The 20,683-nt window shown below is 71.0% G+C and carries 19 protein-coding genes; 11 read left to right on the top strand and 8 right to left on the bottom strand.

Annotated features, from left to right (window positions below; translation table 11 throughout):
• Positions 1-27: 27 nt before the first annotated feature.
• The 5 genes from rhaS (at position 28) to ACQP00_RS43170 (ending at position 6,102) form a co-directional block, all read left to right on the top strand.
• Positions 28-1,083, top strand: coding sequence for a rhamnose ABC transporter substrate-binding protein (gene rhaS, locus ACQP00_RS43190; protein WP_433208396.1), 1,056 nt, complete (start codon positions 28-30; stop codon positions 1,081-1,083).
• Between the two features lie 177 nt (positions 1,084-1,260).
• Positions 1,261-1,584, top strand: a complete 324-nt coding sequence (locus tag ACQP00_RS43185; RefSeq protein WP_433208393.1) for an L-rhamnose mutarotase — start codon at positions 1,261-1,263, stop codon at positions 1,582-1,584.
• On the top strand, positions 1,581-2,759 hold the full coding sequence (gene rhaI / locus ACQP00_RS43180) for an L-rhamnose isomerase (RefSeq protein WP_433208390.1): 1,179 nt from the start codon (positions 1,581-1,583) through the stop codon (positions 2,757-2,759). The genes ACQP00_RS43185 and rhaI overlap by 4 nt, the downstream gene beginning before the upstream one ends.
• The gene (locus tag ACQP00_RS43175) at positions 2,756-4,759 is read left to right on the top strand and encodes a bifunctional aldolase/short-chain dehydrogenase (protein WP_433208387.1); all 2,004 of its coding nucleotides are present in this window, start codon (positions 2,756-2,758) and stop codon (positions 4,757-4,759) included. Before rhaI ends, ACQP00_RS43175 begins: the two co-directional genes overlap by 4 nt.
• Positions 4,756-6,102: a rhamnulokinase gene (locus ACQP00_RS43170; protein ID WP_433208384.1), complete on the top strand. Its 1,347-nt coding sequence runs from the start codon at positions 4,756-4,758 to the stop codon at positions 6,100-6,102. Before ACQP00_RS43175 ends, ACQP00_RS43170 begins: the two co-directional genes overlap by 4 nt.
• A gap of 53 nt (positions 6,103-6,155) precedes the next feature.
• On the opposite strand, the gene ACQP00_RS43165 is transcribed toward ACQP00_RS43170, so the two are convergent.
• The 6 genes from ACQP00_RS43165 to ACQP00_RS43140 form a co-directional block, all read right to left on the bottom strand.
• Positions 6,156-6,731 carry an HD domain-containing protein gene (locus ACQP00_RS43165; RefSeq protein WP_433208381.1) on the bottom strand — a complete coding sequence of 192 codons (576 nt, stop codon included), beginning with the start codon at positions 6,729-6,731 and terminating at the stop codon, positions 6,156-6,158.
• A gap of 108 nt (positions 6,732-6,839) precedes the next feature.
• Positions 6,840-7,487, bottom strand: coding sequence for a 4'-phosphopantetheinyl transferase family protein (locus ACQP00_RS43160; protein WP_433208378.1), 648 nt, complete (start codon positions 7,485-7,487; stop codon positions 6,840-6,842).
• A 10-nt stretch (positions 7,488-7,497) separates the two neighbouring features.
• Positions 7,498-8,514 (bottom strand): hypothetical protein, encoded by a 1,017-nt coding sequence (locus ACQP00_RS43155; protein WP_433208375.1) that lies wholly within the window; start codon positions 8,512-8,514, stop codon positions 7,498-7,500.
• 64 nt (positions 8,515-8,578) lie between these two features.
• Complete coding sequence (locus tag ACQP00_RS43150; protein WP_433208372.1) at positions 8,579-9,196, bottom strand: FMN-binding negative transcriptional regulator; 618 nt, start codon at positions 9,194-9,196, stop codon at positions 8,579-8,581.
• Positions 9,197-9,230: 34 nt separating this feature from the next.
• Entirely contained in the window at positions 9,231-10,646 is a 1,416-nt protein-coding gene (locus ACQP00_RS43145; protein WP_433208369.1) for an FAD-dependent oxidoreductase, read from the bottom strand.
• On the bottom strand, positions 10,643-11,791 hold the full coding sequence (locus ACQP00_RS43140) for a polysaccharide pyruvyl transferase family protein (protein ID WP_433208366.1): 1,149 nt from the start codon (positions 11,789-11,791) through the stop codon (positions 10,643-10,645). Before ACQP00_RS43140 ends, ACQP00_RS43145 begins: the two co-directional genes overlap by 4 nt.
• Positions 11,792-11,868: 77 nt before the next feature.
• On the opposite strand from ACQP00_RS43140, the gene ACQP00_RS43135 reads away from it, so the two are divergent.
• The 3 genes from ACQP00_RS43135 to ACQP00_RS43125 are packed head-to-tail and all read left to right on the top strand — an operon-like array spanning position 11,869 to position 13,703.
• The gene (locus ACQP00_RS43135; protein WP_433208363.1) at positions 11,869-12,885 is read left to right on the top strand and encodes a potassium channel family protein; all 1,017 of its coding nucleotides are present in this window, start codon (positions 11,869-11,871) and stop codon (positions 12,883-12,885) included.
• 36 nt (positions 12,886-12,921) lie between these two features.
• Complete coding sequence (locus tag ACQP00_RS43130; protein ID WP_433208360.1) at positions 12,922-13,437, top strand: hypothetical protein; 516 nt, start codon at positions 12,922-12,924, stop codon at positions 13,435-13,437.
• A gap of 44 nt (positions 13,438-13,481) precedes the next feature.
• A complete protein-coding gene (locus ACQP00_RS43125; RefSeq protein ID WP_433208357.1) occupies positions 13,482-13,703 on the top strand; it encodes a hypothetical protein in 222 nt (73 codons plus the stop codon).
• A 570-nt stretch (positions 13,704-14,273) separates the two neighbouring features.
• On the opposite strand, the gene ACQP00_RS43120 is transcribed toward ACQP00_RS43125, so the two are convergent.
• Positions 14,274-14,558 carry a hypothetical protein gene (locus ACQP00_RS43120; RefSeq protein WP_433208354.1) on the bottom strand — a complete coding sequence of 95 codons (285 nt, stop codon included), beginning with the start codon at positions 14,556-14,558 and terminating at the stop codon, positions 14,274-14,276.
• Between the two features lie 288 nt (positions 14,559-14,846).
• Between ACQP00_RS43120 and ACQP00_RS43115 the strand changes: the two genes are divergently transcribed.
• The 3 genes from ACQP00_RS43115 (at position 14,847) to ACQP00_RS43105 (ending at position 19,492) form a co-directional block, all read left to right on the top strand.
• Positions 14,847-15,395 (top strand): sigma-70 family RNA polymerase sigma factor, encoded by a 549-nt coding sequence (locus tag ACQP00_RS43115; protein ID WP_433208352.1) that lies wholly within the window; start codon positions 14,847-14,849, stop codon positions 15,393-15,395.
• A 214-nt stretch (positions 15,396-15,609) separates the two neighbouring features.
• Positions 15,610-16,512, top strand: coding sequence for a hypothetical protein (locus ACQP00_RS43110; RefSeq protein ID WP_433208349.1), 903 nt, complete (start codon positions 15,610-15,612; stop codon positions 16,510-16,512).
• An 88-nt stretch (positions 16,513-16,600) separates the two neighbouring features.
• Positions 16,601-19,492, top strand: a complete 2,892-nt coding sequence (locus ACQP00_RS43105; protein WP_433208346.1) for an RICIN domain-containing protein — start codon at positions 16,601-16,603, stop codon at positions 19,490-19,492.
• Positions 19,493-19,532: 40 nt separating this feature from the next.
• Here the strand turns inward: ACQP00_RS43105 and ACQP00_RS43100 are convergent, their stop codons facing one another.
• Positions 19,533-20,492, bottom strand: a complete 960-nt coding sequence (locus ACQP00_RS43100) for a pirin family protein (protein ID WP_433208343.1) — start codon at positions 20,490-20,492, stop codon at positions 19,533-19,535.
• Between the last annotated feature and the right edge of the window lie 191 nt (positions 20,493-20,683).

The raw sequence follows: 20,683 nt of genomic DNA, 5'->3' as shown, positions 1-20,683 counted from the left end.
AGCTGACACCCCGTTGAAAGGATTCACATGAGAAGCAAGCTCCTCGCGGCCGTGGTCGCGACCGCGCTCGCGTTCAGCATGGCGGCCTGCGCCGAGGACGACTCCTCCACGTCCACCGACAGCAGCGGCGCGGCCGGCGGCGGCTCCGGCACCATCAAGAGCGGCCTCAAGGTGGCGTTCCTGCCCAAGCAGGTCAACAACCCGTACTTCGACACCTCCGACAACAAGGGCGGCAAGGTCGCCGTCGAGGAGTTCAAGGGCACCTACAGCGAGACCGGCCCGTCCGAGGCGAGCCCGTCGGCCCAGGTCAGCTACATCAACACGCTGTCGCAGCAGGGCACGAACGTCATCGCGGTCTCCGCCAACGACAAGGACGCCATCTGCGGCGCGCTGAACGAGGCCCGCCAGAACGGCGCCAAGGTCGTCACCTTCGACTCCGACACCAAGCCCGAGTGCCGCGACCTGTTCATCAACCAGGCCAGCAGCGAGGGCATCGCGAAGATCCAGATCAAGCTCATCGCCGACGCGATCGGCCCCGACGGCGGCGAGATCGCGATCCTCTCGGCCACCGCCAACGCCACGAACCAGAACGCCTGGATCGAGCAGATGAAGACCGAGCTGGCCAAGCCCGAGAACAGCAAGCTCAAGCTCGTCGACACCGTCTACGGCGACGACGACGACCAGAAGTCCTTCCAGGAGGCCCAGGGCCTGCTGGCCAAGCACCCCAACCTCAAGGGCATCATCGCCCCGACCACGGTGGGCATCGCCGCCGCCGGCCGCTACCTGTCCGGCTCCACCTACAAGGGCAAGGTCCAGCTCACCGGCCTCGGCACCCCGAACCAGATGAAGGCCTACCTCAAGGACGGCACCGTCAAGGCCTTCGCCCTGTGGAACCCGGCCGACCTGGGCTACCTCGCCGCCTGGGGCGGCGCCGCCCTCGCCTCCGGCCTGATCAAGGGCAAGGAAGGCGACAAGTTCACCGCCGGCAAGCTCGGCGAGTTCACCGTCGGCAAGGACGGCACCGTCCTCCTCGGCGACCCGTACACCTTCAAGGCCGACAACATCGACCAATTCAACTTCTGACCCAAAGACCCGAACAAACCCCGTTGCGACCTGCTTTTGAGGCCCGTAAACCCCGCTGCGGTTTTTGCTCTTGAGGGGGTGTGGGTGGAGCGGAGCTCCCCCACTGCTTTTCAGGACATCGAACGGTAGTCAACGGTGCCCGAAAGTCCTTCCGCTGCAACCCCTAGGAGTGTGAGCGTGCGCCGGATCTGCTTCACGCTGCAGGTCAAGCCCGAGCGGCTGGAAGAGTACCGGCGCCGCCATGCCCAGGTCTGGCCGGAGATGCTCGTCGCCCTCCGCGACGCCGGCTGGCACGACTATCAGCTGTTCCTGCGCGACGACGGCCTGCTCGTCGGCACGCTGCTGACCGACGATCTGGCCGCCGCGCAGGCCGCCATGGACGCCACCGCGGTGTCCGCGCGCTGGGAGGCGCAGATGGCGGAGTTCTTCACCCACGGGCGGCATCTGGTCGTCCTCGACGAGGTGTTCAACCTGGAGCACCAGCTTGGAGCATTGCAATGACTGAGCTCGCCCCGGAGACGCGGGCGCGTGTCGCGGCGCGGCTGCGCGAACAGCGGATCGAGACGGCGTCCTGGGCGTACGGCAACTCGGGCACCCGGTTCAAGGTGTTCCCGCAGGAGGGCGTGCCCCGGGACCCGTACGAGAAGCTCGCCGACGCCGCCCAGGTCCACCGCTTCACCGGCGTCGCGCCCAGCGTCGCCCTGCACATCCCGTGGGATCTCGTCGAGGACTACGCCGACCTGGCCCGGCACGCGACCGAGCTGGGCGTGCGGGCCGGCACCATCAACGTCAACGTGTTCCAGGACAACGACTACAAGCTCGGCAGCGTGACCAACCCCGACCCGGGCATCCGGCGCAAGGCGATCGGGCACCTGCTGGAGTGCATCGACATCATGGACCTGACCGGGTCGCGGGACCTGAAGCTGTGGTTCTCCGACGGCACCAACTACCCGGGCCAGGACGACGTGCGCACCCGGCAGGACCGCCTCGCCGCCGCGTTGCGCGAGACCTACGACCGGCTCGGCCCGGACCAGCGGATCCTGCTGGAGTACAAGCTGTTCGAGCCGGCGTTCTACATGACCGACGTGCCCGACTGGGGCACCGCCTACCTGCACTGCCTGGCGCTCGGCGAGCGGGCCCAGGTGGTCATCGACACCGGCCACCACGCGCCCGGCACGAACATCGAGTTCATCGTGGCCCAGCTGCTGCGGGCCGGGCGGCTCGGCGGCTTCGACTTCAACTCCCGCTTCTACGCCGACGACGACCTCATGGTGGGCGCGGCCGACCCGTTCCAGCTGTTCCGGATCATGCACGAGATCGTGCTGGCCGACGCGGTGAGCGCCCCGGGCATCGCGTTCATGCTCGACCAGTGCCACAACATCGAGCCGAAGATCCAGGCCGTGATCCGCTCGGTGCTCAACGTGCAGGAGGCCACGGCCAAGGCGCTGCTGGTCGACCACGCGGCCCTGCGGGCGGCCCAGGAGACCGGCGACGTGCTCGCGGCCAACGAGGTGCTCATGGACGCGTACAACACCGACGTGCGGCCCCTGCTGCGCTCGATCCGCGAGGACATGGGCCTGGACCCGGACCCGATCGGGGCGTACAAGCGCTCCGGCTACCTGGAGAAGATCGTCGCCGAGCGCGTCGGCGGCGCCCAGGCCGGGTGGGGCGCGTGAGCACACCCGACGAGCTGATCGCGCGCTCGAACCGGCTGGGCGCCGATCCGCGCAACACGAACTACGCCGGCGGCAACACGTCGGCCAAGGGTGTTGCCGAGGATCCGGTCACCGGCGGCCCGGTGGAACTGTTGTGGGTCAAGGGATCCGGGGGCGACCTGGGCACGCTCACGCCCGCCGGCCTCGCCGTGCTGCGCCTCGACCGGCTGCGCGCGCTGGCCGGCGTGTACCCGGGCGTCGAGCGCGAGGACGAGATGGTCGCCGCGTTCGACTACTGCCTGCACGGGCGGGGCGGCGCGGCGCCGTCGATCGACACCGCGATGCACGGGCTCGTGGACGCCCCGCACGTCGACCACCTGCACCCCGACGCCGGCATCGCCCTGGCCACCGCGGCCGACGGGCCCGCGCTCACCAAGGAGTGCTTCGGCGACCGCGTGCTGTGGGTCCCGTGGCGGCGGCCCGGGTTCCAGCTGGGCCTGGACATCGCGGCCGTCCAGCGCGCCAACCCGCAGGCGATCGGCGTGATCCTGGGCGGGCACGGGATCACCGCGTGGGGCGCCACGTCGGACGAGTGCGAGCGGAACTCGCTGAGCATGATCAGTACAGCTGCGGCATTTTTGGCTTCGAAAGGCCGCTCAGAACCTTTCGGCGCCCGGGTGCAGGCGCCGCTGGAGGATCGCCGGGCGATCGCTGCCGCGCTGATGCCCCTGTTGCGGGGGCTCGTGTCCACGGACCGGCGGCAGGTCGGCCACTTCCGGGACGACGACGTGGTGCTGGAGTTCGTGGGGTCGGCCGAGATGCCGCGACTGGCCGGGCTCGGAACCTCGTGCCCCGATCATTTCCTGCGGACGAAGGTGCGTCCGATGGTACTCGAACCGGGCGGCGGCCCGGAGGAGCGCATCCGTGAGCTGCACGCGCAGTATCGCGACGATTACGCGGCGTACTACGCCCGGCATGCCGCGCCCGACTCGCCGGCGATGCGCGGCGCGGACCCGGCGATCGTGCTCGTGCCCGGCGTCGGGATGTTCTCGTTCGGCGCGAACAAGCAGACCGCCCGGGTGGCCGGCGAGTTCTACGTCAACGCGATCAACGTGATGCGCGGGGCCGAGTCCGTCTCCACCTACGCGCCGATCGACGAGGCGGAGAAGTTCCGCATCGAGTACTGGGCGCTGGAAGAGGCCAAGCTCCAGCGGATGCCCCGGCCCAAGCCGCTCGCGACCCGGATCGCGCTGGTCACCGGCGGCGGCTCCGGCATCGGGCGGGCCATCGCGCTGCGGCTGGCCGCCGAGGGCGCGTGCGTCGTGGTGGCCGACCGGGACGCTGCCACCGCCGCGGCCGTGGCGGCCGAGATCGGCGGCGGCGACGTGGCCGTGCCGGTCACCGTCGACGTGACGGACGAGGATGCGGTACGGGCGGCGGTCGACGCGGCCGTGCTCGCCTTCGGCGGCGTGGACCTGGTCGTCAACAACGCCGGCCTGTCCGTGTCCAAGCCGCTGCTGGAGACCACCGCGGCCGACTGGGACCTGCAGCACGACGTCATGGCGCGCGGCTCGTTCCTGGTCGCGCGGGAGGCCGCCCGGGCCATGATCAAGCAGGGCCTGGGCGGGGACATCGTGTACATCGCGAGCAAGAACGCGGTCTTCGCCGGCCCGAACAACGTCGCGTACGGAGCGACCAAGGCCGACCAGGCGCACCAGGTCCGGCTGCTGGCGGCGGAGCTGGGGGAGTACGGGATCCGCGTCAACGGCGTCAACCCCGACGGGGTGGTCCGGGGCTCGGGGATCTTCGCCTCCGGCTGGGGTGCGCAGCGGGCGGCGGTCTACGGGGTGCCGGAGTCGGAGCTGGGCGCCTTCTACGCCCAGCGGACCCTGCTCAAACGCGAGGTCCTGCCCGCGCACGTGGCCGACGCCGTGTTCGCGCTGACCGCGGGCGAGCTGTCGCTGACCACGGGCGTGCACGTTCCGGTCGACGCGGGCGTCGCGGCGGCGTTCCTGCGATGAGGATCGCGGCGGTCGACCTCGGGGCCTCCAACGGGCGGGTGATCGTCGCGGACGTGTCGTCCACGGCGATCACCTTCGCCGAGGTGGCGCGCTTCGCCAACGACCCGGTGTCCGTGAACGGGACCCTGCACTGGGACATCCTGGCGCTGTACCGCGGCGTCCTCGACGGCCTGCGCGCCGCCGGCCCGGTCGACTCCGTCGGCATCGACTCGTGGGCCGTGGACTACGGCCTGCTCGACGCCGACGGCGCGCTGCTCGGCAACCCCGTCCACTACCGCGACGCGCGCACGGACGGGGTGGCCGCGCGCTTCGACGGCTATGCGCTCTACCGGGCCTCGGGGATCGCCACGCTGCCGTTCAACACGCTGTTCCAGCTGGTCGCGGCGCGGGGCAGCGCCCAGCTCGGCGCGGCCCGCAGTCTGCTGCTGATTCCGGATCTGCTCTCGTACTTTCTGACGGGCACCGCCGGAACCGAGCTCACGAACGCCTCGACGACCGGCCTGCTCGCGGCCGGCGGCGGCGTGTGGTCGGCGGAGATGCTGGCGCTGGCGGGCGTCGAGGAGTCGCTGTTCCCGCCGCTGCGCGCGCCCGGGACCGCCGCGGGCGTGATCCGGGGCTCGGGTACCCCGGTCACCGTGGTGGCGTCGCACGACACGGCGTCCGCGGTGGCCGGGGTGCCGGGGGCCGGGCACTTCGCGTACATCTCGTGCGGGACCTGGTCGCTGGTCGGCGTGGAGCTGGCGGCGCCGGTGGTGACGCGCGAGTCGTACGAGGCGGGGTTCACGAACGAGCTCGGGGTGGACGGGACGGTGCGGTACCTGCGCAACGTCATGGGGTTGTGGCTGTTGCAGGAGTGCATGCGGGAGTGGTCGCTGCCCCTCGGCACGCTGCTGTCCGGCGCCGCCGCCGCGCGGCCGCGGCGCAGCGTCGTCGACGCGACCGATCCGGTGTTCCTGGCGCCGGGGGACATGCCGGGGCGGATCGCGGCCGCCTGCGAGGCCGCGGGCCAGCCGGTGCCGTCGACGCCGGTCGAGATGACCCGGTGCATCCTCGACTCCTTGGCGCTGGCGTACCGGCGGGCGATCGACGACGCGCGCCGGCTGGCCGGGGTGCCGGTGGAGGTCGTGCACATGGTGGGCGGGGGGTCGCTGAACGCGCTGCTGTGCCAGCTCACGGCCGACGCCTGCGAGCTGCCGGTGCTGGCCGGGCCGGTCGAGGCGGGCGCGCTGGGGAACATCCTGGTGCAGGCGCGGGCGTTGAGGGCCGTCGATCCGGACTTGTCCGACATGCGGGCGCTGCTGGCGGCGACCCAGCCGATCATTCGCTACGAACCGCGCGTCTGACTGGTTTTGTCGTACCGCTGCGGTACGGTGTGCGCATGGTTAGAACGGATGTTCTAGATCATGAAGCGGTTCTGGAACGCCAGCCGGGCGTCGGCTCCCTCGGCGATCCGGGTGAGCTCGTCGTCGAGGCGCATGAAGACGGACCAGACCGGCTCGCCCCGTTCGGCGGCGATGACCTGCGCGACCTGCTCCTCGAGGCCGTGCTCACGCCGGCCCTTCCAGATCTTGTCGGCCAGCGTCACGAGCAGCTCCTCGAGCGTGGCGCCGTCCCGGTCCCACCGCCCGTGGACCGCGGCGAACCGGGCGAGCCGGGGCTCGACCCCGAGCGCGACGAGCAGCTCCTGCCCGGCCGGCTCGTGCTCTGCACCGGGCCCGGACAGCTCGGCGGGGAACCGCACCTTCCCGAAGTCGTGGGTGGCCGCGCCGAACAGCACGGCGTCGCGATCAATGCCGAACTCCATGCCGACCTCGTTGCCGACCCAGTCGACGACCTGTACGGCGACATCGTGCACGGCCCGCAGATGGGCACCGAGCCGCGGCGGCGCCCCGACCCGGCGTAGCAGCGCGGCCGCGGTCTCCGGCAACGGCCGCAGCCCGGGCTCGCCCAGCGCCTGGTCCAGGGTGTTCACGCGGTGACGACTCCGGCGCTTCTCACGAGGTCGGGGCTGGCATCGAAGCGGCCGCGGTCTCCGGCAACGGCCGCAGCCCGGGCTCGCCCAGCGCCTGGTCCAGGGTGTTCACGCGGTGACGACTCCGGCGCTTCTGACCAGGTCGGGGCTGGCATCGAAGCGGCCCCGGAAGTGGCTCGGCGCCCCGGGCGACTTCCGCAGCTTCTCCGGGAGGATCTCCGCCTCGAACGACCCCGTCTCGACGTCGATCGTCAGCCGGGCGTCGAGAAAGTCGAGCCAGGTCCCGACGAGCGGCGACCAGAGCTTGTAGACCACTTCCTTGGCCGAGAAGTGCACCGCCGGCCACCAGTCCTCGTCGCCGCGGCGGTCGCACCAGGCGAGCTCCTCCGGCAGGCAGATCGCGCCGCGGACGTTCGCGGGCAGGACGGTGCGACGTTCGGCGTCGATCCCGATCGCGCGCACGTCCGAGCGGAGCGCGACCGCGGCGGCGCAGTAGCCGCCGGTGTGGGTGATGCTGCCGGTCGTGCCGTCGGGCCAGAGCGGCGCCCGGCTCTCCGACGGCACCAGGGGACGGCCGTGCACGCCGAGCCGGGCCAGGGCCCGCCGGGCACAGCTACGGCCGGCGGTGAACTCGCGGCGGCGGCTCTCCACGGCCCGGGGACTGAGCCCGGCGGCCTCGGCGGGAAGCAGCTCGGCCGTGTAGTCGGCCTCGCCGGCGACCTCGACGGCCACCCGGTCCGGCAACAGGTCCTGCACCCGAGCGACTTTAACCGGGCTTTTTCGTCAGGAACAGGCCGCCGAGCACCGAACCGGCGAGCGCGGTCAGCACCACGACCCCGCTCCAGAGCTCGAGCGACCAGGCCACGCCGAGGGAGAGCTGCACGCCGACGAGGTGCGTGGTCCACACCAGCAGCGGGATCACGGCTCCGATCGCGAGCGGCACCAGGTCGGCCCGCCGCGCGGCCACGCCCTGCACCGCGATGTCGGCGATCACCGCTCCGAGCAGCGGCCAGAGCTGCGCCGAGAGGTTCTCGAAGTCGTCGAACACGCCGTTGGGCACCGAGGCCGCGGCGACCACGAGCGTGATCAGCCCGAACGGCACCCGCCCCAGGCGGCTCCAGACGAAGAGCACCGCGACGATCACCAGCACCGAGTACGTCAGGTACTGCGCCAGCCCGAACGCCTGCCCGTTGCCGTACCCGCTGTCGGCGGCGGGCGCGTCGGTGAACGGCGAGAGGTAGTCGAGGAAGAACGCCGCGACGGCGGTGCCGCTGACGGCGCTGATGAGCACCGGCACGTCGTGCCGCATCGGCGCGGCTCCGCCGGGGAGCTTGGCGGCCGCGGCGCGGACGGGCGTGGCGATCATCAGCGACCCGGCGGTGAGCAGCAGCAGGTGCGGCGGGCTGAGCAGCGCCTCGAGGTCGACCTCGATCCCGAACGTGATGTGCCAGGTCATGTCGAGCGCGCCGCCGACGGCGAAGAGCACCGCGCCGAGCAGGCCCAGCCCGTAGCCGGCCGGCACCCAGGTCTGGATCGGCCCCTCGGGCCGGCCGCGCCACAGCCGGGCCGGCACGAGGCTGATCGCCAGGGCGGCGTATCCGCTGTACAGGACCCCGTGCCAGGGCGTGAAGAACGTCTCGAGCGACGGCACGTGGGTGTGCGCCCACCCGTCCATGAACAGCCCGCCGGCCAGCCAGACCGACGCCAGCGCCACGATCAGATCCCGCCGCGGGCTCGAAACCGGCCGGCGCACAGCGGTACGTTCAGAGACGGTCGTCGCCACCCATCGATCCTGACGCATCGCGACCGTAAGCACAGCCCCGTTGCGCGAACAACCCGTTCGGGTCTCAGGAGCCGAGCCGGCGCAGCAGGTGCGCGCGGGCCCCGGCGTCCATCGGCCCGGCCCGCTCGGCCAGGTGCTCGGCGAGGTCGTGGCGGTGCTCGGCGGTACGGTTGCCGCCGTATTTGAACTTGCCCGCCACCGCGGTGATCGTCAGCTCGATGCCGCGGATGCCGGGCAGGTTGCGATCGGTCGGCAGCACGGGCGAGCGCTCGGTCGCCGGCTGGAACTGCGCGAGCTGCCGGTGCAGGATCGCCGCCTTCCCGGCCGGGTCGTCGATCACGCGCACGTCGCACGACAGTTGCACGGCCGCGTAGTACGAGGTCGGCACGCCGTCGAGCGGGTCGGTGCCCGGCTTGGCGTTCCAGTCCGACGGCACGTAGACGTACTCGCCGATCAGCGTCAGCAGCGCCCGCGGATGCTCGTCGAGCGCGGCCCACACCGGATTCGGTCGCGCCAGGTGCAGCCAGACGGTCTCCGCCCCGTCGTACGAGAAATGGGTCGGCACCACGACCGGCAGGTCCCGCCCGCGGCCGGGGGCGATCAGCTGCCCGAAGTCGTGCCCGGCGAGCCACTGCCGCCACTCGGACTCGTCGATGGGCGCGTCCCACGGATGTACCAGCACGGCTGTCAGCGTGCCATGCCTCGGCGCCGGGCGGTCAGGTCGGGAGGCTGGCACCCTGGGCGCGCAGGACCCGCTGGACCTGCGAGGCCGGGATCTCGCGGGGCGGCTTGCCCGCGTGGGCGGCGAGGGCCGCGCACACGCCGGCGGCCTGGCCGGTGGCCATCGAGATGGGCATGATGCGGTACGAGCTGTGGGCCACGTGGTCGCCGGAGATGCAGCGGCCGGCCACCAGCAGGCCGTCGGTGTCGCGGGGGAGGAGCGTGCGCAGGGGGATGTCGTAGGAGCAGCCCTGCGGCAGGCGGCGCAGGATCGTGCCCGGGCCGTTGGGGTTGTGGATGTCCACCGGGTACGCGCCGCGGGCGATCACGTCGTCGAAGGAGCGGGCGCTCAGCACGTCCTCGCCGGTGAGCTGGTAGTCGCCCAGCACGCGGCGGGTCTCGCGGACGCCGACCTGGACGCCGCTCTGCATGACGTACGAGTGCTCGAAGCCCGGCACCCGCTCGTGCAGGAACCGCGCGATCTGCGCCAGCTGGTGGTGGGTGGTCAGCTCGGCGCGGGTCAGGTCCCACACGCTGATGCCCAGGCCGCCGACCCGGGTCGAGTTGACCGAGACCTCGTCGGGGTGGGGGGTCGCGAAGAACAGGATGTCCTCGCGCGGCAGGTCGAGCTCGCCGGCGTCGCGCGCCTGGCGGATCAGGTCCCACAGGCCGTGCACGCCCTTCCACTGGTCGGGGTGCTCGTGGGCGTACTCCAGGAATCCGGCGCGGTCCATGTTGCCGATGCGGAACATCAGCGTCATCGGCTGGGTCAGGCCGTCGTCGGGGCGGCCGATCTCGTAGGGCGCGCCGGTCGCGGCGGCGAGGTCGCCGTCGCCCGTACAGTCGACGACCACGTCCGCGTCGAGCACGACCGGACCCGACTTCGTCTCGAACACCACGCGGGAACCGCCGTCGGGCAGCGGCATGAGGTCGGAGGCGAAGGCGTGCAGCAGGAGCCGGACGCCGCAGCCGGCCAGCATGTCGTAGGTGACGAGCTTGAACAGCTCCGGATCGAAGGGCACCGTGTAGCCGGTGCTCGGCGCCGGTGGCGTGGCGCCGCCGGCCCGGACCAGGTGGTCGAGCAGCGTCCACAGCACGCCGGCGACGACCGGCTCGCCCTCGCCGTGATCGGTCGGCAGCAGCCGGTTGTCGTCGCCGCCGACCGCCTGCTTCATCTCGTTGTGGAAGCTCATCAGCGGCATGACCAGGGCGGCCGTCGCGTTGCCGCCGAGGAACCCGTAGCGCTCGACGAGGACCACGTCGGCACCCGCCGCGGCCGCGCCCGTCGCCGCCCCGATGCCGGCCGGTCCACCCCCGACGACCAGCACCTCGGCCCGTCCGGCGTGCGTGGCCGAGCGGGGCGGGAGCTGTACCGACGGCATCCCGTGCGGTTGCTCGAGGGCGTTCATCATGCGCTCACCACCGGCTCCCGCTCCGTCAGCGGGGCGAGCCGATCGAGCTGCGCACCCAGCCGCCGGCCGGTCTCCGTCGCGCGCTGGCGCAGGCCGGCGACCCGTGCGGCGACCTCCTCCTGCCGCTGCGGGCGCTCGTCCCACAGGCGGTCGACCTGCGCGATGAGCGGCCCGGCCGCCTCCCGGACGACCCCGCGCGGAACGGGCGCACCGATGCGTTGCGCAAAGTCGAAAACCTTGCCGGCGTACGGCAGGGCGAGCAGCGGTACCCCCGCCAGGGCCGCGAAGATGAGGAAGTGCAGCCGCATCCCGACCGCGAGGTCCAGATGGCGCATCAGGTCGAGGATCTGCCCGGGGCGATACTGCCCGTTGAGGACCCGGCAGTGCTCGGCCGCCGTCATCCGCGACAGTACGGCGTGCGAGTGCCTTATGTCGGAGCGCTCCATCGGCACGAAGACCAGCGACGCGTCGAGCCGGTGCACGATGAAGTCGCCGACCTGGGCGAGCAGGTGGTGGTACTCGTCGGCGGCGAGGTGCTGCGCGGCGCGGCCCGGCTCCCGCACGCTCATGCCGACGATGCGGCGGCCAGTGGGGAGCGAGTCGTGCAGTACCGCGGGATCGAACTCCTCCGGTTGCAGCAGCAGCGCGGGGTCCGCGGTCACGGTGACCGGCGCGGTCACGCCCGCCTCCTCCAGCGCGACCTTCGACTCCTCGTCGCGCACCGTCAGCTCGGTGGCCGCGCCGAGGACCTCGCGGGCCATCCGGCAGTCGAGCTCCTCGGTGAGCGGGCCGGCGCCGATCGCGTAGGTGAACACGGGCACCCGCTGCTCCTGCGCGGTGCGCACGACGCGCAGGTAGCGGCGGGCCTCGGTGTCGTACAGGATGCCGCCGCCGCCCAGGACGAGCAGGTCCAGCCGGGCGAGCGCCTCGGCGGTGCGGTCGCGTCCGACGCCCTCCCACGGCGCCACCGCGACGCCGGGATGCTCCTTGGCCGTGTGGTCGGGGTCCCGCGAGAAGACGAGGACCTCCGCGTCCGGGCGTCTGGCCCGCAGGTCGGAGAGGAGACTGGCCAGGATCGCCTCGTCGCCGAGGTTGTACCCGCCGTAGGAGCCGAGAACCCCCACCCGTGGACCGTGTTCGGACATGACGCGCCTCCCGTCGCCGGAATGCGGGCCACTACCCACGAGCCAAACTGTCACACCCGACCCTTATGGTGGATTTCGTGATCCACCTTCCGGCTGTACGACGCGGTCCGTTGCGAGCGATCAGTGCCCGTCTCGGCCTCGCCGTCGGCCTGGTCTGCGCGATCGTTCTGGTCATCTTCATCGACCGGCGCGGCTACCGGGACGTCAACGAGGACGGCCTGTCGCTGCTGGACTGCTTCTACTACGCCGTCGTGACGCTGTCGACCACGGGCTACGGTGACGTCACGCCCGTCTCCCAGTCCGCCCGTCTCGTCAACATCCTGATCATCACCCCGGCCCGCGTGCTGTTCCTGATCATCTTGGTCGGCACCACCCTCGAAGTCCTGACCGATCAGTACCGCACGAACCTCAGGTTGCAGCGGTGGAGGAAGCGCGTGAAGAACCACGTCATCGTGTGCGGCTACGGCACCAAGGGCCGCGCGGCCGTCAGCACGCTGCTGGAGAACGGCTACGACAAGACCAGCGTGGTGGTGGTCGAGAGCGACCGCGCCGCGCTGCGCCAGGCCACGGCCGACGGGCTGGTGGCGATCGAGGGCTCCGCGACGCGCTCGGCGATCCTGGTCGAGGCCCGTGTGCAGGAGTGCAAGGCCGTCATCATCGCCACCGACAGCGACGACGCCTCGGTGCTCGTCACGCTGACCGTCCGGCAGCTCACGGCCGGCAAGGTCTCGATCATCGCGGCCGTCCGCGAGGCCGAGAACGCGCCGCTGCTGCGCCAGTCCGGCGCCCACCACGTCATCGTGTCCTCCGCGACCGCCGGCCGCCTGCTCGGCCTGTCGACGACCGCCCCGCCGCTCATCGAGGTGGTCGAGGACCTGCTGACGCCCGGCCAGGGGATGGCCCTGGCCATGCGCTCGGCCCGGCGCGACGAGGTCGGCACGGCCCCGCGCGAGCTCAAGGAGCTCGTCATCGCCCTCTTCCGGCGCGGCAAGGTGCTCTCCCTGGCCGACCCCGAGGGCACCGCCATCCAGACCGGCGACATGATCGTCTACGTGCGCGACGACCGCCCCGAAGTGATCCCCAACATGCCATGAGCCTTCGCCGGTACGGCGTGTCATAGGGTTCCAACCGTGATGGCGCGCATCGCAACGGCGTTCGCCGCCGTCGTGCTCCTGCTGCTGATCGCCACTCCGGCACAGGCCCACGGCGGCGCGTCCGTCACCATCCACTCCGACGGCCACGGCTCCGTCTGGATCACCGCCCAGTGGCAGGACGGGCACCCGATCAACGAGCCGACCACGGTGACCATGACCGCCGGCTCCCTGCCGCCGGCGGTGCTGCACCAGACCGGCGACGAGCGCGGCACCCAGACCTACAGCGGCACCCTGGACCCGGGCTCGTGGCGGGTCGCGATCGACCTCGGCACCCCGGTCAACGGCCACTGCCAGGCGCTGATCCAGGTCGCCGACCCCGCGGCCACGGCCCAGCCGACGGAGGTCGCCTGCCTGATCCCAGCCACCCAGGCCTCGGCCCCCGCTGCTGCTCCCTCCTCCTCCGGCGGCAGCCTGACCCCGCTGTGGATCACCTTGGGCGCGCTGGTCGTGGCGGGCGGCGGCTTCGCCTTCTTCAGGTCCCGCCGCTCTTGATCTTGGCGCCGATTCCTGTCGTACCCTTGTTCTAATCTGTCCGCATGAGTGAGATGCTGGCAGCGGTGGACCTGGCGGAATGGCGCGACCGGCTGGAGGCGATGCTGGCCGCGCGGCGGCTTCGCTGTTCGCGGCGGGCGGCGGATCGCGCCTCCTTCGCCGAGGCGCGGCGGCGGGGGTTGGAGGCTCGGCAGGCTGAGCGGTTGGCTCTGCTGGACCGGGAGGCGGCTACGGCTGAGGTCGTGGCTGGGTGGGCGCGGCGGTGATGGTCGGGTTGTCGGTCTTCGGGCTGTCGGTTTTCGGTGGGCGGGGAAGGACCCTGCTCCGGACCGATGGGCACCGCATATGTGCGCTCGGCCGATGGTTCGGGCCGCCTGTCGGCGGCCCACAGGGTTGGCGTGGTCCCGGTTCGACTTTGCTTACGGTTGGTGGTACGGACCGTTGGGGACTGCCGGGTTCGTCGTGGTCATCATTCGGTGGTCCCGGTTCTGATTCGGGTTGTTTTCTTGTTCTTTCTCCGTGATTCTTTCGGCCTTTTTCCTCTTTCTGAATTTCCTTTTTCCCAAATTCCTCCTGGACCACCGAACGTCGACCACTGCGGGCCCGGCAGTCCCCGACGGCCTGGACCACCGAACGGTGACCACAGGCGGGCCGGGACCACGCTAACCCTGTCGGGTCGCCGCAGGCGGCCCGGAACCATCGGCCGAGGGCACATATGTGGTGCCCATCGGTCCGGCCGTCGCTTTCACCCACGAATTGCGCCATGTGCCATTCTCGGGTTCCTGGATTAGGCCTGAATCGGGAGCCGGTGGGATAATCATCAGGTGCGGCAGATGTCATTGTTCGGCCGAGCCGAATTGACAGCGATGCGAGACCCGACCAAACGCAGAAACTACTCTCCGGTCAACGAAGCGTTCCGGAAAGAACACAAGCGACACCGCGACTGGGGACTTGCCCAGCGCCATGCGGAGAAACTGCGCTGGGTGGAGGCCGTCAAACGACGCGAACTCCTGACTCGCCTGCGGACCTGCCTCAGCTCGCTGGAACGCAACCGCCGTCCCGCCGATCGCAGCGACCGCGGCGAGCTGAAACGCCCCGGTCAGCCGCAGCGGCGTCGTCATGGTGGCCACCCCATCGCGGAGAGCCGGGCGACTCCTCCGAAACGTTGGCCGTGTCGCGCTGCCGTGGGGACGCCGGTGGCGGTTGGCCGCGTGTTGCTGCGGGCGCAGGCGTGGCGAGGATCGGTGGCTGTCGGGCACCGAGCTCACCGGCCGCGCCCGCCGCCGAGCCGGTGATCGCAGCCGCCGCCGGGGGCGGTTCGCGGCCGTCGCTGGGTGGTGATTTTGCGGCGGTGGAAGGGCTGGTGAGGCGGGAGGAGGTTTTCCAGAGTGGGGCGATAGGCTCGCTGCGTGACTGGTGAGGCCAACGGCGAGGTGGACCCGGCGACCGAGGCGTTGCTGGCCGCGCGTACCGGTGACGAGCGGGCTGCGGCGGCGTTCGTGCGGGCCACGCAGGCGGAGGTCTGGCGGTTCGTGGCGGCGCTGGTTGGGGTTGGGCATGCCGATGACGTAACTCAGGATACGTACCTGCGGGCGTTTCGGGCGCTGCCCGAGTTTGCCGGACGGTCCTCGGCTCGCACGTGGGTGCTGGCCATTGCTCGGCGGGCGTGTGCCGACCAGGTGCGGGCGGCTGTGCGGGCGCGGCGGCTCGAGGCGCGGGTCGTTGGGGAACCTGCCTCGCTGGCCGAGGGCGACCACGCCGGTCTGCACGCTACGAACGCTCTTGTTGCGGCGTTGCCGGCCGAGCGTCGGGTGGCGTTTGTGCTGACGCAGGTGCTCGGCGTCTCGTACGCGGAGGCGGCCGAGATCGAGGACGTGCCCGTCGGCACCATCCGCTCCCGTGTTGCCCGGGCCCGCGCCGATCTCGTGGCCGCGATTGCCGCCTCCCGCGCCGGATGAAGCTCCGATAAGCCCGATGAAGCCCCGAAAAGCCCGATGAAGCCGATGAAGCCGAAGCTCGATGAAGCCAGATGAAGCCGCTCGCCGCATGACTGCCGTTCGCCGCTTGGCCGTTGGGCGATCGCTGGGCCGCGTGCTTGTTGCGGTCTGGGTGGGGCTGATCGGCGTGGTGCTGTACGGCGGGCCGGCCGCAGCGCATGGGGCCGATGCGCCTGTGGCTGTCGACTATGTGGTGCGGGTGCAGTCGGTTTCCGTTGAGAACGTTCAGGTCCGGGCCGTTGAAGGGGGTGCCCGGCTGCAGCTCGTCAACCGGTCGCAGCGGGAAGTCATCGTGCTCGGGCTGCAGGGGGAGGAGTTTCTCCGGGTCGGGCCGGGCGGGGTTGAGGAGAATCGGCAGTCGCCCACCTGGTTTGCCAGTCGGTCCATCAACGGGGTGGCCAACGGGGGGAACGCGGCGGCGCCGCCCGAGTGGCATCGGGTTGCCGGGACGCCCGAGGTGCGGTGGCATGACGAGCGGGCGCGGGAACTGCCGGCTCGGGCGTGGAGTGTGCCGTTGCTGGTGGACGGGCGGGAACCGGGGATTGTGCGCGGTACCGTCGAGGCGGCCCAGACCCCCGAGACCGGGTGGTGGTGGGTCGGGGGGCTGCTCGGGGCCGTGGTCGTCGGGCTGTTGTGGCGGTGGCGGGGCGCGCTCACCGTGGCGGCCGTCGTCGGAGGTGGGGTTGCCAGCGTCTGGATCGTGCAGTCCGCTTCGCTGGCCGCTTCGCCGGCTGATGGAATCGGGGTGCAGCTGCTGGCGCGGCTCTGGCCGTTGGTGACCGCTGTCGGGGTCGTGGCCGCCGGGGTGCTGCTGGTGTTCAAACGTGTCGACATCGTCGTGGGGATTGCCGGGGCCTGTCTTGCCGTCATGATCGGGGTCGGGGACTCCGCCGTGTTCCGGTACGGGACGCTCGCCGGGCCCGGCTGGGGGCGGGTTGCCGTGGCCGCTGCGCTTGCCGTCGGGGCCGGGCTGGCCGTCGCCGGGGCGGTGCGGTGGTACCGGGCGGCCGGTGACCAGGAGGCCGCCTCGGACGCGGGTGACGGCATCAAGAACGCACACGTGGGGCAGGAGAAGTAAACAAAAGCGCACGGGTTCTTTCATGAACCCCCTTTTCTTTGCATAATCGGGCATCGATGTTCCCCGCCAGGAGCAAAGGAGTCCGATCGTGGACCGTAGGACCTTCGTCGCGCGAGGGGCCGTCGTCACCGGCGGCGCGATCGCGCTCAGCACCGCCGTTGCTTCTCGGGCCGATGCGGCGGTGCGGACCGCCAAGACGGTTACGGCCGGGGCGCGGACCGGGCGGTACTCGCCCAACCTCGCGCCGCTCAAGGCCACCCCGTTCCTGAAACTGCCGCCGGGGGCCGTGCAACCGCGGGGGTGGATCCGCAACCAGCTCAACATCGAGGCCGACGGGCTCTGCGGGCGGATGACCGAGGTCTCGGACTACCTCGTGTACGCCGGCAACGGCTGGGTCGACAAGACCAAGGGCGGCTGGGAGGAGCTGCCGTACTGGCTGCGCGGCTTCGGCGATCTCGGGTACGTCACCGGCAACACGCGCATCCTGGCGCTCGCCAAGCAGTGGATCGACGGCATCATCGCCAACCAGGCGGCCGACGGGTTCTTCGGGCCCAACGCGCTGCGGACGAGCCTGGAGAACGGGCCCGACTTCTGGCCGCACATGCCGCTGCTGGACGCGTTGCGCTCCTACGCGGAGTACAGCGGGGACGCCCGGGTCGTGCCGTTCATGCGCAAGTACTTCCAGTTCCAGAACGCGCAGCCGGCCGCCGTGTTCAACCGGAGCTGGGCCGCGCTGCGGTGGGGCGACAACATCGACAGCATCTACTGGCTGTACAACCGGATCGGGGAGAGCTGGCTGCTCGACCTGGTGCGGAAGATCCACGCGGGGTCGGCCGACTACACCAACGGCATCCCGAACTGGCACAACGTGAACCTCGCGCAGGGCTTCCGGGAGCCGGCCCAGTTCGGGCTGCTCGACCTGGACCCGAAGTACCCGCAGGCCACGTACAACGACTACAACACCGTGATGGGGCTGTACGGCAACTTCCCCGGCGGCGGGTTCGCCGGCGACGAGAACTGCCGCAGCGGGTACACCGATCCGCGCCAGGGCTTCGAGACCTGCGGCATCGTCGAGTTCATGCACAGCCACCAGATGCTGGCCCGGATGACCGGCGACTCGGTGTGGCTGGACCGCTGCGAGGACCTCGCGTTCAACTCGCTGCCCGCCGCGCTCGACCCGGGCCAGAAGGGCATCCACTACATCACGTGCGCGAACAGCATCGGGCTGACCGACCGTACGCTCACGCAGGGGCAGTTCCAGAACGGCTTCCCGATGCTCGCGTACATGCTGGGCATCCACAACTATCGCTGCTGCCCGCACAACTACGGCATGGGCTGGCCGTACTACGCGCAGGAGCTCTGGTTCGGCACGTGGGACAACGGCCTGTGCGCCGCGATGTACGGCGCCTCGCAGGTGACCGCGAAGGTCGGCGCGAACGGCACCACCGTCACGATCGTCGAGGACACCGACTACCCGTTCAGCGACACGGTCACGCTGACGCTGAGCACGCCGGGTGCCGTGAGCTTCCCGCTGTACCTGCGGATTCCGGGCTGGTCGCAGGGTGCGCAGGTGCGCGTGAACGGCACGCTCGTCACCGGCACGCTGCAGTCCGGCTCGTTCGTCATCGTCGACCAGACGTTCAACAACGGCGACAAGGTGACCGTCACGCTGCCGATGCGCACGACCGTGCGCACGTGGGCCAAGAACGGCAACGCGATCAGCGTCGACAACGGCCCGCTCACGTTCTCGCTGTCCATTCCCGAGCGGTGGTCGCGGATCGGGGGAAGCGACGCGTGGCCGACGAACGAGGTGTACACCGACGGCGCTTGGAATTATGGTCTTCTGCTCGATCCCGGCAATCCGGCGGTGACCGTCACGCGCAAGTCCGGCCCGCTCGCCGCGAACCCGTTCACCCGTGACGGCGCGCCGATCTCGCTGACCGCGACCGGCCGGAAAATCCCGAACTGGCAGGCCGACGCCGAGGGTGTGGTCCGCACGCTGCAGCAGAGCCCGGCGCGTTCGACCCAGCCCAACGAGACCGTCACGCTGCTGCCGATGGGCGCGCAGCGGGTGCGCATCACGACGTTCCCGCGCATCAGCGACGGCTCCGACGCGATCGAGTGGTCGATCCCGGCGACGCCCTCCGCCTCCTGGTGCTGGGGCGGCGACAGCGTCGGGGCGATCAACGACGGCAAGGTGCCGAGCAGCTCCGGCGACCAGTCGATCCCGCGGCTGACCTGGTGGGACCACGTCGGCACGACCGAGTGGGCCCAGCTGTCCTACGCGACGCCGATCAACACCGGCGCGGTAGCCGTGTACTGGTTCGACGACACCGGCGCCGGCCAGTGCCGCGTCCCGCAGTCGTGGCAGGTCCAGTACCTCAACGCGAGCGGGCAGTGGACGGCGGTGAGCGGGGCGTCGGCGTACGGTACCGCGCTGAACACCCTCAACCGCGTGACGTTCAACGCGGTGACCACGTCCGCCCTGCGGGTGGCCGTCCAGCTCAAATCCGGCTTCTCCGGCGGCATTCTGGAGATGCGCGTCGAGGGCACGACGGCGCCGATCGCCTGGAAGCGCATCCAGAACAAGAACAGCCTCAAGGTGCTGGGCGTCGCCGGCATGTCCACAGCGAACAGCGCCAATGTCGTGCAGTACGACGACAACGGTACGGCCGACCACAACTGGCGCCTGATCGACGCGGGCGGCGGATGGTACAAAATCCAGAACCAGAACAGCGGCAAACTGCTCGCCGTGCAGAACATGTCCACCGCGGACGGCGCGCTCGTCCAGCAGTTCGAGGACAACGGCAGCGCCGACCACCTGTGGCGGCTCGTCGACAACGGCGACGGCTGGGTGCGCATCCAGGTCCAGCACAGCCTCAAGGTCCTGGGCGTCTCCGGAATGTCCACGGCCAACAGCGCCCAGGTGGTGCAGTTCGCCGACAACGGCACCGCCGACCATTTGTGGAAACTGCTTTAGGCCCCCTTTTCTTGTACCCCCAGTGCCGGCGCCTTTCTCGCTAGAGGCGCCGGTGCCGGGGGCGCGGCATCAGGCGCGTCGTGGGCAGACCGGGCGCGGGCAACGGCTGCTCGCCGCCGGGCACGGTGCCGAACCGCTCGGCCCCGCGCATCCAGTCGTCGCGGGCGGCCACGATGTCCTCGTGCGAGCGCCCGACGAAGTTCCACCACATGACGAGCTCCTCCTCGAACGGCACCCCGCCGAGCAGGAACAGCCGCGCGGCACCGTCGGCCGCGAACTCGATGCGATCGCGGCCGGCCCCGAGGTACAAGAGCGATCCCGGCGCGACGTCGACCCCCTCGACGCGGGCGCGGCCCTCGGTCACCACGACCGCGTGCTCGAAGTCGGGTCGCACCCGCAGCCCGGTGCTCCCGGCCAGGCGGATGTCGGCCCCGAGCAGCTCGGAGTAGACCGTGGCGGGCGAGCGCGCGCCCTCCAGCTCCCCGACCGCGACCGTGATCCGCGCCGCCCCGTCGTCCAGCTCGGGCAGGTCGGCGATGTGCTGGAAGGCGGCCGCCCGGTCGCGCTCCTCAGCGGGCAGCGCGACCCACAGCTGCAGCCCGTGCAGGATCGGCGGCTTCTCGCTCGGCGAGTTCTCCGAGTGCGAGATCCCGCGCCCGGACGTCATGATGTTCAGCTGCCCCGGCACGATGACCTGGTCGGACCCGAGGCTGTCGCGGTGCCGGACCTCGCCGCCGAGCAGCCAGCTGACCGTCTGCAGCCCGATGTGCGGATGCGGCGGCACGCGCATCCCGGGCTTGCCGGTGACGTCCTCGGGCCCGAAGTGGTCGAGGAAACACCAGGCCCCGACGGTACGCCGGCTCTTGTTGGGCAGACTCCGCCGCACCACGGTGTACCGCCCGAGTGGGACGTCGCGGCCCTCGAGCAGCTCGGCGCAGGGGGCGGCATCGGTCTCGACCGGCAGCTCCACCTCGGCCGGCTGCCCTTCCAGATTGCTCACGCCGTCGATTGTGCCGCGCCTGGGTCACGATAAGCCGGGCGCTGGCGTGCCGCGCTTGAGTCACGACAAGTGGGGCGCCGGCGCACCGGGACGTGTACGGCTCGCGGTGCGGTGCTGGGAGCGATAAGTCGGGCGCCGGCGCACCGGGACGTCCACGGCTCGCGTGCGGTGCTCGAAACGATAAGTCGGGC

This window comes from Dactylosporangium sp. CS-047395 (genome assembly GCF_050942185.1).
Taxonomy (GTDB): domain Bacteria; phylum Actinomycetota; class Actinomycetes; order Mycobacteriales; family Micromonosporaceae; genus Dactylosporangium.
The sequence above is the reverse complement of the archived record's forward strand: the minus strand, read 5'-3'. Positions and strand labels throughout refer to the sequence as shown.